At 72.2% G+C, this 13,537-nt stretch carries 10 protein-coding genes; 5 read left to right on the top strand and 5 right to left on the bottom strand.

Annotation, left to right across the window (positions count from 1 at the left end; genetic code table 11):
• Positions 1–14 precede the first annotated feature (14 nt).
• Positions 15–173 carry a hypothetical protein gene (locus tag ACFQW6_RS01650; protein WP_300046351.1) on the top strand — a complete coding sequence of 53 codons (159 nt, stop codon included), beginning with the start codon at positions 15–17 and terminating at the stop codon, positions 171–173.
• Here ACFQW6_RS01650 and ACFQW6_RS01645 read toward each other — a convergent pair.
• Positions 166–807 carry a maleylpyruvate isomerase N-terminal domain-containing protein gene (locus tag ACFQW6_RS01645; protein ID WP_378540473.1) on the bottom strand — a complete coding sequence of 214 codons (642 nt, stop codon included), beginning with the start codon at positions 805–807 and terminating at the stop codon, positions 166–168. The genes ACFQW6_RS01650 and ACFQW6_RS01645 overlap by 8 nt on opposite strands.
• A complete protein-coding gene (locus ACFQW6_RS01640) occupies positions 804–1,277 on the bottom strand; it encodes a DUF2505 domain-containing protein (RefSeq protein ID WP_378540471.1) in 474 nt (157 codons plus the stop codon). The genes ACFQW6_RS01645 and ACFQW6_RS01640 overlap by 4 nt, the downstream gene beginning before the upstream one ends.
• 184 nt (positions 1,278–1,461) lie before the next feature.
• Between ACFQW6_RS01640 and ACFQW6_RS01635 the strand changes: the two genes are divergently transcribed.
• Complete coding sequence (locus ACFQW6_RS01635) at positions 1,462–6,351, top strand: NAD-glutamate dehydrogenase (protein WP_378540469.1); 4,890 nt, start codon at positions 1,462–1,464, stop codon at positions 6,349–6,351.
• A 16-nt stretch (positions 6,352–6,367) separates the two neighbouring features.
• Here ACFQW6_RS01635 and ACFQW6_RS01630 read toward each other — a convergent pair whose 3' ends face one another.
• Entirely contained in the window at positions 6,368–7,138 is a 771-nt protein-coding gene (locus ACFQW6_RS01630) for a sulfite exporter TauE/SafE family protein (RefSeq protein WP_378540467.1), read from the bottom strand.
• The gene (locus ACFQW6_RS01625) at positions 7,135–7,842 is read right to left on the bottom strand and encodes a FadR/GntR family transcriptional regulator (protein ID WP_378540465.1); all 708 of its coding nucleotides are present in this window, start codon (positions 7,840–7,842) and stop codon (positions 7,135–7,137) included. Before ACFQW6_RS01625 ends, ACFQW6_RS01630 begins: the two co-directional genes overlap by 4 nt.
• Positions 7,843–7,962: 120 nt before the next feature.
• Here ACFQW6_RS01625 and ACFQW6_RS01620 point away from each other — a divergent pair, with 120 nt between their 5' ends.
• Genes ACFQW6_RS01620 through ACFQW6_RS01610 form a run of 3 tightly spaced genes read left to right on the top strand, consistent with a single transcriptional unit; the run spans position 7,963 to position 12,007 of the window.
• Entirely contained in the window at positions 7,963–9,282 is a 1,320-nt protein-coding gene (locus tag ACFQW6_RS01620) for an SLC13 family permease (RefSeq protein WP_378541058.1), read from the top strand.
• 20 nt (positions 9,283–9,302) lie between these two features.
• On the top strand, positions 9,303–10,526 hold the full coding sequence (locus ACFQW6_RS01615) for a CaiB/BaiF CoA transferase family protein (protein ID WP_378540463.1): 1,224 nt from the start codon (positions 9,303–9,305) through the stop codon (positions 10,524–10,526).
• Positions 10,523–12,007, top strand: coding sequence for a carboxyl transferase domain-containing protein (locus ACFQW6_RS01610; protein ID WP_378540461.1), 1,485 nt, complete (start codon positions 10,523–10,525; stop codon positions 12,005–12,007). Before ACFQW6_RS01615 ends, ACFQW6_RS01610 begins: the two co-directional genes overlap by 4 nt.
• Positions 12,008–12,514: 507 nt before the next feature.
• Here the strand turns inward: ACFQW6_RS01610 and ACFQW6_RS01605 are convergent.
• Positions 12,515–13,486, bottom strand: a complete 972-nt coding sequence (locus tag ACFQW6_RS01605; RefSeq protein WP_378540459.1) for a Ku protein — start codon at positions 13,484–13,486, stop codon at positions 12,515–12,517.
• Positions 13,487–13,537 lie beyond the last annotated feature (51 nt).

Genomic DNA, 13,537 nt, shown 5'->3' with positions numbered 1-13,537 from the left:
GGGAGGATGGGGGCGTGCTCGCCCCCGTCCTCCCGCTCCGCCCTCTGTGGCACATGGGGGCGCTGCATCCCTACGAGCAGGCGCTCACGCTGCTGCTGGCGTTCGGGCCGTTCGTCGTGCTCGGCCTGGTGATCTGGCGCCGGCGCGGCGAGGACGACGAGCACCTCAGCTGAAGACGGGCACGACCAGTCCCGCTAGCGCGTCCCGCTCCACGGCGGTCGGCTCGGCGCGGCCGGTGCCGACCAGGACGACCCGCTCGGCCGACCACCCGTCGAGGGTCCGGCCGAGCAGGGCCTCCACGACCCGGCGCGCCTCGTCGAGGCCCGCGGCCGGGGGGCCGGGGGCGTCGAGGTGGGCGACGAGGTCGGCGTGGTGGAGCGTGGCCTCCACCGCCAACGTGCTGACGAGGTCGTCGACGCGGAGGGCATGCCCCTGCGTCGCGACCACCTCACCGGCAGGCACGGCGGCCACCGCACGGACGGTCGCGGCCGCTGCCTCGAGGTAGCGCTCCCGCAGGGCGGCGAGCTCGTGGAGCCCGGCCTCGACGCGGGTCAACCGGCGGCTGCGCTCGTCGGCGTCCGGGTCGCTGCCCCACGACCGCCAGTAGGCGACCGCGTCGCAGTCGGCGGGGCGACCGGCCGGCGTGTGCGCGGCCACCAGGCCGCGTACGGCATCGGCGTGCAGGTGCCACAGCAGGTCACGCACGCTCCAGCCGGTGCACCCCGTGGGCGCCCAGGCGTCCTCGTCGCGCAGCCGCGACGCGACGGCGGCGAGCGCGTCGTACGACTCGGTGAGCAGCGCGCTCATCGAGAGGCGAGCCACTCCACGCCGGTGCGGTGCTCGGTGTCGAGCGCCTTGCCCAGCATGTCGGCGACGAGGCCCTCGAGCTTGCCGCCGACCAGCGGCAGCCGCACGGTCACCTCGAGGTCGACGCGCTCGGTGGTCCGCCCGCCCGACTCGACCAGCGTCGCGGTGCCGGCCATCTCGCCCGGCTTGCCGGGGATGGCGACCTCGACGTCGGCGTGCTCGGTCGTGCGCCAGGACTCGACCTGCACGATCCTGATCTCGTCGCCGACGAGCTTGGTCGCGAACGATGGCAGGCTGGAGGACGACTGCACCTGCTCGATCGTCACGACGCCGTCCACGACGGTGACGCTGCCGCGCACGACCCGCATCCGCTCGAGCACGCGCTCGCGGAAGGTCCGGTCGGTGAGCATCGCCGCGACCTCCTCGAGAGAGGCGTCGTAGGTGAGGTCCTTGACCACGCGCTTGCCCATCCAGGGTCCTCCGGGGTGCTCGTCCGAGCGGCCGGGGCGGACGCCCCGGCCGGTGCCGACATCATGGCCGACGGGGCAGCCGGGGGCGAGGACCGGCACCCCCTTCCACGCCCCGACGGGCGAGGTGACCGCCGGGTACCGACCCGTGTTGTGACGGTCACAGTGGGGGTCCTAGTGTCGGAGCGTGGCGACGCCTGAGGAGACCAAGGACCAGCAGCTCGACGCAGCGACGGCGGCACGTCCGGAGTGGGGTGACCTCGTCCGCGCCTACTACCGCCACGTCGCTCCCGAGGAGGTCGCCGAGCGCTCCCCGGAGGACCTGCTCGGCGCCGTCTCCTCGCACCGCGAGCTCGCCTCCTCCCGCCCGCAGGGCACCGCGGCCGTTCGCGTCGTGACCCCCACGATCGCCGACGCCGGCTGGTCGGCGTCGGGTCGATCGGTCGTCGAGGTGGTCACCGACGACATGCCGTTCCTCGTCGACTCGGTGACGATGGAGCTCAACCGGCTCGGGCACAACGTGCACGCGATCATCCACCCGCAGCTCGCCGTCGAGCGTGACATCACCGGCGAGCTCCGGCAGGTGCACGCCTACGAGGCGCGGGGCGGTGCCCGGGCCGCCGTCCAGGCCGAGACCCAGCCCTCCGCCCAGGCGGGCGCGGAGTCGTGGATGCACGTCGAGATCGACCGCACCGACGACGACGAGGCGGCCGAGATCACCGAGGCCCTCCAGCGGGTGCTGCGCGACGTCCGTGAGTCCGTCGAGGACTGGGAGAAGATGCACACCCAGGCGCTCGCCGTGGTCGACGAGCTCGACCAGGACCCCCCGCCGCTCGGCGCCGAGGAGCTGCGCCAGGGCCGCGAGTTCCTCACCTGGCTGGCCGACGACCACTTCACGTTCCTCGGCTACCGCGAGTACCAGCTCGAGGCGGAGGAGGGGGCGCCCGAGGAGTGCGGGCTGCGCGCCGTCCCGGGGTCCGGCCTCGGCATCCTGCGCCACGACCAGGACCTGTCCGCCTCGTTCGCCAAGCTGCCCCCGATCGTGAAGGCCAAGGCCCGGGAGAAGAAGCTGCTCGTGCTGGCGAAGGCCAACTCGCGCTCCACCGTGCACCGCCCCGCCTACCTCGACTACGTCGGCGTCAAGACGTTCGGCCCTGACGGCGAGGTCGTGGGGGAGCGCCGCTTCCTCGGCCTGTTCTCCAGCGCCGCCTACACCGAGTCGGTCACTCGCATCCCCGTGCTGCGCGAGAAGGTCACCGAGGTCATGCGCCACGCAGGCTTCGACCCGCGCAGCCACGCCGGCAAGGCGCTGATGGACACGCTGGAGAACTACCCGCGCGACGAGCTGTTCCACACCTCGCCCGACGAGCTGGCGCCGGTCGCGCAGGACGTGATGAGCGCCCGCGAGCGCCGCCAGCTGCGGGCGTTCGTGCGCCGCGACACCTACGGCCGCTACGTCTCGGTCCTCGTCTACCTCCCGCGCGACCGCTACAGCACCGCGGTGCGCGAGCGCTTCTCCGAGATCCTGCGCGACCAGCTCGGCGGCGAGCACGTCGAGTTCACCGCGCGGGTCAACGAGTCGACGACCGCGCGGGTGCACTTCGTCGTCCATCCGCCCAAGGGCAGGCAGGTCCCCGACATCGACGTCGCCGACCTCGAGCGCCGGCTGATGGAGGCCTCACGGTCGTGGCGCGACGACTTCGTGGCCGCCGTCGTCAGCGAGTACGGCGTCGACGAGGGGTCGCGGCTGGCGCGGGCCTGGGCGCGCGCCTTCCCCGAGGCGTACAAGGAGGACTACCAGCCCCAGCGCGGATCAGCCGACCTCGGCCGCATCGAGGCCATCCAGGGTGAGGTGGGCATCGACCTCGCGCTCTTCGAGCAGGACGAGCGCGGCGGCCACTACCGCCGCGGCGAGTCGCGCCTCAAGGTCTTCCGGGTCGGCGAGCCGCTGTCGCTGAGCGCGATGCTGCCGATGCTCACGTCGATGGGCGTCGAGGTCGTCGACGAGCGCCCCTACGAGCTCACCGGGCTCGCCCGGCCCTCCTTCATCTACGAGTTCGGCCTACGTCACGGTCGGACGCTCGCTCCCCGCGAGCGCGTGCTGTTCGCCGAAGCGCTGCGCGCGGTGTGGGACGGCTACAACGAGATCGACGGGTTCAACCAGCTCGTCCTCGCCGCCGGGCTGACCTGGCGCCAGGCCACCGTGCTGCGCGCGTACGCCAAGTACCTCAAGCAGGGCAACTCGCCCTTCGCCCTCGACTACATCGAGGAGGCGCTCCGCAGCAACGTCGACATCACCCGGCTGCTGGTCGAGCTCTTCGAGTCGCGCTTCGACCCGGGTCGCGGCGACCGCCTGCTGGAGCACGACGCCGAGGCGCGGGTGGCCAAGGTGGAGGCGGTCGAGGAGCGGCTCGCCAAGGCCCTCGACGACGTCGTCAGCCTCGACCACGACCGCATCCTGCGCTCCTACCGCACGCTGGTCCGGGCGACGCTGCGCACCAACTTCTTCCAGCGCTCTGCTGACGGCGAGCTCCACCCCTACATCTCCTTCAAGCTCGAGCCGTCGGCCATCCCCGACCTGCCCGAGCCGCGTCCGCGCTTCGAGATCTTCGTCTACAGCCCCCGCGTCGAGGGCTCCCACCTCCGCTTCGGCGCGGTGGCGCGCGGCGGCCTGCGCTGGTCCGACCGTCGCGACGACTTCCGCACCGAGGTGCTCGGACTGGTCAAGGCGCAGATGGTGAAGAACACCGTGATCGTGCCCGTCGGCGCGAAGGGCGCGTTCTTCTGCAAGCAGCTCCCCGACGTCTCCGACCGCGACGCGTGGCTCGCCGAGGGCGTGGCCTGCTACAAGACCTTCATCTCCGGGCTGCTCGACATCACCGACAACCTCGTCGACGGCGTCACGGTGCCGGCCCGCGAGGTCGTGCGGCACGACGGCGACGACTCCTACCTCGTCGTCGCCGCCGACAAGGGCACCGCGACGTTCTCCGACATCGCCAACGGCGTGGCCAAGGACTACGGCTTCTGGCTGGGCGACGCGTTCGCCTCGGGTGGCTCCGTCGGCTACGACCACAAGGCGATGGGCATCACCGCCAAGGGCGCCTGGGTGTCCGTGCAGCGCCACTTCCGCGAGATGGGCGTCGACTGCCAGGCCGAGGACTTCACCGCGGTCGGCATCGGCGACATGTCCGGCGACGTCTTCGGCAACGGCATGCTCTGCTCCGAGCACATCCGGCTGGTGGCGGCCTTCGACCACCGCGACATCTTCATCGACCCCTCGCCCGACGCCGCGTCGTCGTACGCCGAGCGGCGCCGCCTCTTCGAGCTGCCGAGGTCGAGCTGGAAGGACTACGACGCCTCCCTCATCTCCGAGGGCGGCGGGGTCTGGCCGCGCTCGGCCAAGTCCATCCCGGTGTCCGCCCAGGCGCGCAAGGCCCTCGGGCTCGCCGACGACGTCACCTCGCTGACGCCCGCCGAGCTGATGAAGGCGATCCTGGTCGCGCCGGTCGACCTGCTCTGGAACGGCGGCATCGGCACCTACGTGAAGTCGTCGGAGGAGACCAACGCCGACGCCGGGGACAAGGCCAACGACGCGATCCGCGTCAACGGCGAGGACCTGCGCGCCCGGTGCGTCGGCGAGGGAGGCAACCTCGGCTTCACCCAGCTCGGGCGGGTGGAGTACGCCCGGTTCGGGGTCAACGGCGACGGAGGCCGGATCAACACCGACTTCATCGACAACTCCGCCGGCGTCGACACGTCCGACCACGAGGTCAACATCAAGATCCTCCTCGACCGCGTCGTGCGGTCGGGGGCGATGGACGAGGACGCCCGCAACGGGCTGCTCGCCGAGATGACCGAGGAGGTCGGCCAGCTCGTCCTGCGCGACAACTACGAGCAGAACCTCGCGCTCGCCAACGCCCAGGCCCACGCGCCGTCCCTGCTGCACGTGCACGAGGACTGGATGCGCGCGCTGGAGAAGCGCGGCGTGCTCAACCGTGAGCTGGAGGGACTGCCGAGCACCCGTCAGGTCCGGCGTCGCCTCGACCGCAAGCAGGCGCTGTCGGCGCCCGAGCTGTCGGTGCTGCTGGCGTGGACGAAGATCGTGCTGGCTGACGAGCTCGTCCACTCCGACCTGCCCGACGACCCGTACCTGCGCGAGGACCTGCTCGCCTACTTCCCGAGCCGCATGAAGCCCGACCTCGAGGCGGCCATCGAGGACCACCCGCTGCGGCGCGAGATCATCGTGACGCAGGTGGTCAACGACCTCGTCAACGGCGCCGGCATGACGTTCTGGCCCCGCCTGCAGGGCGAGACCGGGGCCAGTCCGGCCGACCTGACGCGGGCCAACTTCGTCGCCCGCGAGATCTTCGGCTCGCTGCCCCTGCGCCAGGAGATCGCCGCGCTGGACAACCGGGTGCCGGCCGAGCGCCAGACCCGGATGCGCATCGAGATGCGCACCCTGGTCGAGCGCGCGTCGCGCTGGCTGGTCACCACCCGGCGACCGCCGCTCGACTCCAGCGCCACGGTCGCGTTCTTCCGCGGTCCCGTCCAGAGGGTCATGGCCGAGCTGCCCCGCATCATGAGCGGGCGCGAGCTCGACGACTACCGCGCCCGCGAGAAGCGGCTCACCGACCACGGCGTGCCCGCCGACCTCGCCTCCCGCGTGGCCGTGCTGGCGTCCGCCTACGCCCTGCTCGGCATCGTCGAGACCGCCGACCGGCTCGGCCTCGACCCGGTCGACGTGGCACGGGTCCACTTCGCGCTCGGGGAGCGGCTGGGCCTGCCGGCGCTCGTGGAGCGGATCTTCGCCCTGCCCCGCGACGACCGGTGGCAGACGATGGCGCGGGCCGCGGTGCGCGACGACCTCTACGGCGTCCACCAGCAGCTGACCGCCCAGGTCCTCGAGTCCACCGACGCCACCGACTCGGCGCCGGCCCGGGTGGCCGCCTGGGAGGACGCCGACGAGGAGCTGGTGGGCCGCGCCGCGTCGACGCTGGAGGAGATCTGCCGCGAGGAGACCGCCGAGCTGGCCCGCCTGTCCGTCGGTCTCCGGGTGGTGCGCGGGCTGCTGTCCTGACGGACGGGTCGGGTCGTCAGAACAGCAGGAGCGCGGCGACGACGCCGGCGGCGACGACCGCCCACCGGAAGACCGCGTCCGGGAGCTTGCGGCCGATGCGGGCGCCGACGTAGCCACCCACCAGTGAGCCGGCCGCGAGCAGGACGACGACGTCCCAGCGAGGGTCGGCCACCACGATGAAGATCAGGCCGGCGACGACGTTGCCGACCATCAGCGACAGGGTCTTGAGGCCGTTGACGATGCGCAGCTCGAGGTCGGTGCCGATGCCGAGGACCGCCACCATCATCACGCCCGCGCCCGCCCCGAAGTAACCGCCGTAGACGCCCGTGATGGTGGCGAACGCCGTCGTCGCGGGTGACATGTGCCGGCGCTCGGCCAGGGCGACGCCGTGTCGCGCCTCGTGGCGTGCCCGTAGCCACCTCGCGATGCGGGGCTGCACGCCGACGAGCAGGCAGGTGAAGAGGATGAGGTAGGGGACGATCGCCTCGAAGACGCCGGGCGGCAGCCCGAGCAGCAGGGCCGCGCCGACGACGGCCCCCAGGGCGCAGACCAGGATGATCGTCCTCGCGATCGGGCCGGCCTCGCGGACCTCGGTGCGGTAGCCCACCACCCCGCCGAGACCGCCCGGGATCAGGCCGAGGGTGTTGGACACGTTGGCCACGACCGGTGGGAGGCCGAGCGCGACGAGCACGGGGAAGCTCAGGAGGGACGCCACCCCGACCGTGGACGAGAGCACGCCGGCTCCGAACCCGGTGACCAGCACCAGGAGCGCCTCGAGAGAGGTCACTGCGCCTCGCGGATGATGGCGACGTCACTGACCATCGCGACGTGGGCGTGCATCGCCTCCGCCGCCGCGGCCGGGTCGGCGGCGCGGATCGCCTCGGCGATCGCACGGTGCCCGGCCAGGGAGTCCTGCGGTCGGCCGGGCTGGCCGAGCGACTCGAGCCGGGTCTCCTTGATCAGGTCGCCGATCTCGTCCATCAGGCGGGCGAGGAGGAGGGAGTGGGAGGCGGCGGTGACGGCGCCGTGGAAGCGCTCGTCGCCCTCCACGCCGCGGCCGCCGGCCTCGATGTCGGCCGCCATGAAGGCGAGCGCGTCGTCGATGCGGGCGAGGTCGTCGTCGGTGCGTCGTACGGCGGCGAGCGAGGCGATCTTGGTCTCCAGCGCGTCGCGGGTCTCGATCACCTCGGGCAGCCGGTCGGCGTGGCTGCGGATCGCCTCGACGATGCGGCTCGACTTCTGGTGGCGCGCGGTCACGACGGTGCCGTCGCCGTGGCGTACCTCGACCACGCCGACCACCTCGAGCGCCACCAGCGCCTGGCTCAGCGTGGCGCGGCTGACGCCGAGGCGCTGCGCGAGCTCGCGCTCCGGCGGCAGCTTGTCGCCGGCCTGCAGACCGTTGTCGTCGATCCACGACGAGATCTGCCCGGCCACCTGCTCGTAGAGGCGCGTGCGGAGCAACCGCGGCGGGAAGGGGGACGACTCGGACATGGGACCAGCCTATTGACGATCGGCTCATTGTCCTATTGGCTAGGCCACTGAGCCAGCAATGTGACGAGGGCCACCCCCCGCGACCCCGCCGTGCCGGCCTTCACTCGGAAGGTGACCGCTATGGGTCCGGAATGGATTGCGATCATCGCGCTCGTCGCGCTGTTCGTGGTCGGCACCGTGCTGCCGATCAACATGGGAGCGCTGGCCTACGTGGCCGCGTGGTTCGTGGGCATGTACGCCCTCGACCTGGACGAGAAGGAGATCATCGCCGGCGTCAGCGGCGACCTGATCCTGACGCTGATCGGCGTCACTTACCTGTTCGCCATCGCCCGCAACAACGGCACCGTCGACCTGATCGTGCGCACGGCGGTGCGCGGCGTGGGTGGCCGGGTGGCGCTCATCCCGTGGGTGATGTTCGCCGTCACCGCCGTCCTCACGGGCATCGGCGCGGTGAGCCCCGCCGCCTGCGCGATCATCGGCCCCATCGCGCTCGGCTTCGCCGGCCGCTACGGCATCAGCCCGCTGATGATGGGCATGTTCGTCGTGCACGGCGCGCAGGCCGGCGGCTTCTCGCCGATCAGCATCTACGGCGTCATCACCAACACCGTGATGCAGGACGCAGGCCTGCCCTCCAGCGAGATCACCGTCTTCCTCGCCAGCCTGGTGGTGAACACCATCATGGCGGCGATCCTCTTCGTCGTCCTGGGTGGCCGCAAGCTGATGGCGATGCGCATCGATCCCGACGAGCCCGACACGCTCGACGCGGACCTGCACCGCGGCGGCGCGACCGTCCCGGCGCGCGGAATGGGCGCCAACGCGCCGGTGGGCACGCAGGCCCACGGCGTGCGCCGCGACCAGATCCTCACCCTTCTTGCCTTCGTCGGCGTCGCGCTCGTCGCGCTGGTCTTCGACAAGAACATCGGCTTCGTCGCGATCACCGCCGCGGTCATCCTGGCGATGCTGAACGCCCAGGAGCACAAGGACGCGGTCAAGCAGATCGCCTGGCCGACCGTCCTGCTGGTGGCCGGCGTCAGCACCTACGCCACCATCCTCACGACGGCGGGCTCGCCCGAGTTCGTCGGCAACTGGGCCGCCGGCCTCGGCGCCGCGGCCATCGGCGCGCTCGTCCTCTGCTACGTCGGCGGTGTCGTCTCGGCGTTCGCCTCGTCGACGGCGCTGCTGCCCGTCATCATCCCGATCGGCGTGCCGCTCGTCGCCGACGGTGGCATCAACGCGGCCCTCTTCGTGGCCGCGCTCGCGGTCTCGTCGACGATCGTCGACGTCAGCCCGTTCTCGACCAACGGCGCACTGATGCTGGCCAACAGGCCCGACTCCATCAGCGAGCCGGTCTACTACAAGCAGATCCTCGGCTACGGCGTCATCGTCACCCTCGTCGGGCCGCTGCTCGTCTGGGCCGCCCTCGTCCTCCCGGGATGGTGAACACCGACATGACCGAATCCATGACCGAATCCACGACCGAATCCACGACCGAATCCACGACCGGGTCCGCCGCCGGACCTCTCGCCGACCTCCTGGTCGTCGACCTGACCCGCGCGCTCGCGGGCCCGCACGCCACCCAGATGCTGGGCGACCTCGGCGCCCGCGTGATCAAGGTGGAGGCGCCGGGCAGCGGCGACGACACCCGCGGCTGGGGCCCGCCGTTCGTCGGCGAGCCCGACGCCCGCCAGTCGACGTACTTCCTGTGCACCAACCGCAACAAGGAGTCGATCGCCCTCGATCTCAAGGACGAGGTCGACAAGGACGTGCTGGTCGGGCTGGTCGAGCGAGCGGACGTGCTCGTCGAGAACTTCCGCACCGGCGTCCTGGAGCGGCTCGGCCTCGGCATCGAGGAGCTGATGCGGCGCAACCCACGCCTCGTCGTCCTGTCGATCACCGGGTTCGGCCACGACGGACCGGAGGGCGGCCGCGCCGGCTACGACCAGATCGCGCAGGGCGAGGCCGGCCTGATGTCGCTGACGGGGTCCGGACCCGACGACCCGCAGCGGGTCGGCGTACCCATCGCGGACCTGCTGTCCGGCATGTACGGCGCCTACGGCGTCCTCGCCGCGCTCCACGAGCGGGAGCGCACCGGCAGGGGCACGGTCGTGCGTACGTCGCTGCTGGCCTCGGTCGTCGGCGTGCACGCCTTCCAGGGCACCCGGTGGACCGTGGCCGGCGAGGTCGGGCGCGCGCAGGGCAACCACCACCCGTCGATCGCGCCCTACGGGCTCTTCCACTGCCGCGACGGCGCCGTGCAGATCGCCCTCGGCAGCGAGGGACTGTGGAAGAAGTTCTGCGCGGGCTTCGGGCTCGACCCCGACGCCGAGGGCATGGCCACCAACGGTGAGCGGGTCGGCCACCGCGAGCAGGTCATCGAGGTCGTCGAGCAGGCGTTCGCCGACTGGGACGCCGAGCCGCTGCTGGCCCGGCTCGCCGAGGTGGGCGTGCCGGCGGGCAAGGTGCGCACCCTCGACGAGGTCTACGAGTGGGACCAGGTCGCCAGCCAGGGGCTGCTGGTCGACGTCGAGCACCCGACGCTCGGCGGCCTCACGCTCCCCGGCCCGCCGCTGCGCTTCTTCGACGCCGAGGGCACCGAGGTGACCCGCCGCGACCACGTCGCACCGCCGCTGCTCGACCAGCACGCCGACGAGATCCGCACCTGGGTCGGCGGGGGTGGGGCATGAGCACGTCCCGGGACCCGGTGACCCGGGAGGGCGAGGCCAGGCGCTGGACGGCGCATGAGCTGCTCGACCTGGTGCTCGACGAGGGCACCTTCGCGTCGTGGGACGAGCCGATCGACCTGTCCTACGCCGACCCCGGCTACCGGTCCGAGCTCGAGGCCGCGGCGGCGAAGGCCGGCACCGACGAGTCGGTGCTGACCGGGCGCGGCGAGGTCCGCGGCCGCCCGGTCGCGGTGGTCGTCAACGAGTTCCGCTTCCTCGCCGGCTCGATCGGCCGGGCCGCCGCGGACCGCATCACCGCGGCCGTGCGCCGGGCCACCGCCGAGGGGCTGCCCCTGCTGGCCAGCACGGCGTCGGGCGGCACCCGCATGCAGGAGGGCACGCCCGCCTTCGTGCGGATGGTCGAGATCTCCCGCGCGCTGATGGACCACCGCGCCGCCGGCCTGCCCTACCTCGTCCACCTGCGCCACCCCACGACCGGCGGGGTGTACGCCTCGTGGGGCTCGCTCGGCCACGTGACCGTCGCGGAGCCCGGTGCGCTGGTGGGCTTTCTCGGCCCCAAGGTTTACGCCGGCCTCAACGGTCGGCCGTTCCGGCCGGGAGTCCAGGTCGCGGAGAACCTCGCCGCCGCCGGTGTCATCGACGGGGTCGTGGCCGCCGAGGACCTGCCCGCGATGGTCGACAGCGCGCTCGCGGTGCTGGTCGACGGGCCCGGCGCGGGCCGGTTGCCGCTGCGCGCCTCGCGCCCGGTGGGCGACCACGCCGCGTGGGACAGCGTCGAGCGGACCCGTCGTACGGACCGGGTGGGGGTGCGCGACCTCCTCGCCCACGGCGCCACCGGCACGTTGCAGCTGCGGGGCACCGACGAGGGCGAGCGCGACTCGACCGTCCTCGTCGCGCTGACCCGACTCGACGACCAGCCGTGCGTCGTCATCGGCCAGGACCGTTCCCGCCAGGTGCCGGGCCACGCCATGGGACCCGGGGCGCTGCGCGAGGCGCGGCGCGGGATGCGGCTGGCCCAGGAGCTAGGGCTGCCGCTGGTCAGCGTGATCGACACCCCGGGCGCCGAGCTGTCGCCCGAGGCTGAGGAGCGTGCCATCGCCGGCGAGATCGCCCGCTGCATCGCGACCCTCACCACGATGACGGTGCCGACGGTCTCGGTGATCCTGGGCCAGGGCTGCGGGGGAGGGGCGCTGGCGTTCCTGCCGGCGCGGACGGTCATCGCGACCGAGCACGCCTGGCTCTCACCGCTCCCGCCCGAGGGCGCGAGCCTGATCGTGCACGGCGACACGGCGCACGCGGCCGAGATGGCCGCGCGCCAGCGCGTGCGCGCCGCGGACCTCCTCGCTGACGGCGTGGTCCAGCACGTGGTGCCCGAGCTCGACGACGAGTCCCCACGCGACCTCGCGGTCGCCGTGGCCGCCGAGGTCGGCGCGCGACTGCGCGAGCTCACGGGACGTACGCCGGTCGCGCACGCCTCCTGACCGTCCTCGCGGGGCTGTCGTCGCTTCCGGGCGGTGAGTGACGCAGGATCTGGACCTCGAAAAGGTGTTTCACTCACCGCTCGCGCCCCCGCCGAGGGCTGAGCGGTGCGTGACGCAGGTTCTGGGCGCGCGGAACATGTCTCAGACACCGCTCGCCGGCGCGTCGTACGCCGGCTCGCGCCCGGCGGTGCGTGAGGGGGATCTTCGGTGCGCAAAAAACCTCCTCAGCCACCGCTCGCCGGCGCGTCGTACGCCGGCTCGCGCCCGGGCGGTGCGTGAGGAGGATTTTCGGTGCCGGGAACCCTCCTCACACACCGCTCGCCGGCGCGTCGTACGCAGGCTCGCGCCCGGGCGGTGCGTGAGGGGGAGTTTCGGTGCGGGGAACCCTCCTCAGCCACCGCTTGCCGCCGCGTCGTACGCCGACGCGCGCCCGCGCGGTGCGCCAGCCACACTTCGCGCGCGCTGAATGTGGGTCAGCCACCGCTCGATCGAGCGACGGACGACGGCTCAGCTGGCCTTCTTGGCCTGCTTCTTCGCGGCGGTCTTCTTGGTCGCGGTCTTCTTGGCCGTCGACTTCTTGGCAGCCGTCTTCTTCGCGGGGGCCTTCTTCGCGGCGGACTTCCTGGCTGACGTCTTCCTCGCCGGCTTCTCGTCGTCGGCCTCGTCGTCGGAGTCGTCGTCCGCATCGGCCTCGCCCCGGGCGGACTTCGCGGCCGCCACCGACTTCTGCAGCGCGGCGAGCAGGTCGACGACCTCGCCCGAGGTCTTGGTCGAGGTCTCGGTGCGCTTGATCTCGCCGCCCTCGATCTTGGACTTCACGAGCGCGTCGACGGCACCGGCGTAGTCGTCCTCGAACTCGCTCGCGTCGAAGTCGCCGGCAAGCGTCTCGACGAGCATGTGGGCCATCTTGACCTCTTGCGGCTTGGCGTCGTCGACCTCGACCTTGAAGTCGGGCACGCGCACCTCGTCGGGCCACATCATCGTCTGGAGCACGATGACCTCACCGGCCTCGGTCTCGCGCACCCGCAGCACCGCGATCGTCGTTCGCTGGCGCAGCGCGACGGTCACCACCGCCATCCGGTCGGCGTCCTTCAGCGCCTGGCGCAGCAGCGCATAGGGCTTGGCGCCGGCGCCCTCGGGCTCGAGGTAGTAGGACTTCTCGAAGAGCAGCGGGTCGATCTGCTCGCGGGGCACGAACTTCTCCACCGCGATCTCGCGGGAGGATGTCGAGGGCAGCTGCGACATGTCGTCGTCGGTGAGGATGACCATCTCGCCGTCCTCGGTCTCGTAGCCCTTCGCGATGTCGGCGTAGGCCACCTCCTCGCCGTCGAGCGAGCAGACGCGCTGGTACTTGATGCGGCCGCCGTCCTTGGCGTGCACCTGGCGGAACGACACGTCGTGGCTCTCGGTGGCGGCATAGAGCTTGACCGGGACACTGACCAGGCCGAAGGAGACGGCACCCTTCCAGATCGCGCGCATGAGCCGACGATAGCCGTCACCGCCGACAGCCGTCTCCCCTCGGAGGGTGCC

Origin of the sequence: Nocardioides sp. GCM10028917, assembly GCF_042666175.1 — a bacterium.
Lineage (GTDB): Bacteria > Actinomycetota > Actinomycetes > Propionibacteriales > Nocardioidaceae > Nocardioides.
This window is presented reverse-complemented; position numbering and strand designations above follow the sequence as displayed.

What these genes read in the sequence shown, in the direction of transcription:
- ACFQW6_RS01610 (WP_378540461.1), top strand. Translation starts at nt 10,523, where the DNA reads ATGAGCACGTCCCGGGACCCGGTGACCCGGGAGGGCGAGGCCAGGCGC.
- ACFQW6_RS01620 (WP_378541058.1), top strand. Translation starts at nt 7,963, where the DNA reads ATGGGTCCGGAATGGATTGCGATCATCGCGCTCGTCGCGCTGTTCGTG.
- ACFQW6_RS01645 (WP_378540473.1), bottom strand. Translation starts at nt 807, where the DNA reads ATGAGCGCGCTGCTCACCGAGTCGTACGACGCGCTCGCCGCCGTCGCG.
- ACFQW6_RS01615 (WP_378540463.1), top strand. Translation starts at nt 9,303, where the DNA reads ATGACCGAATCCACGACCGAATCCACGACCGAATCCACGACCGGGTCC.
- ACFQW6_RS01625 (WP_378540465.1), bottom strand. Translation starts at nt 7,842, where the DNA reads ATGTCCGAGTCGTCCCCCTTCCCGCCGCGGTTGCTCCGCACGCGCCTC.
- ACFQW6_RS01605 (WP_378540459.1), bottom strand. Translation starts at nt 13,486, where the DNA reads ATGCGCGCGATCTGGAAGGGTGCCGTCTCCTTCGGCCTGGTCAGTGTC.
- ACFQW6_RS01640 (WP_378540471.1), bottom strand. Translation starts at nt 1,277, where the DNA reads ATGGGCAAGCGCGTGGTCAAGGACCTCACCTACGACGCCTCTCTCGAG.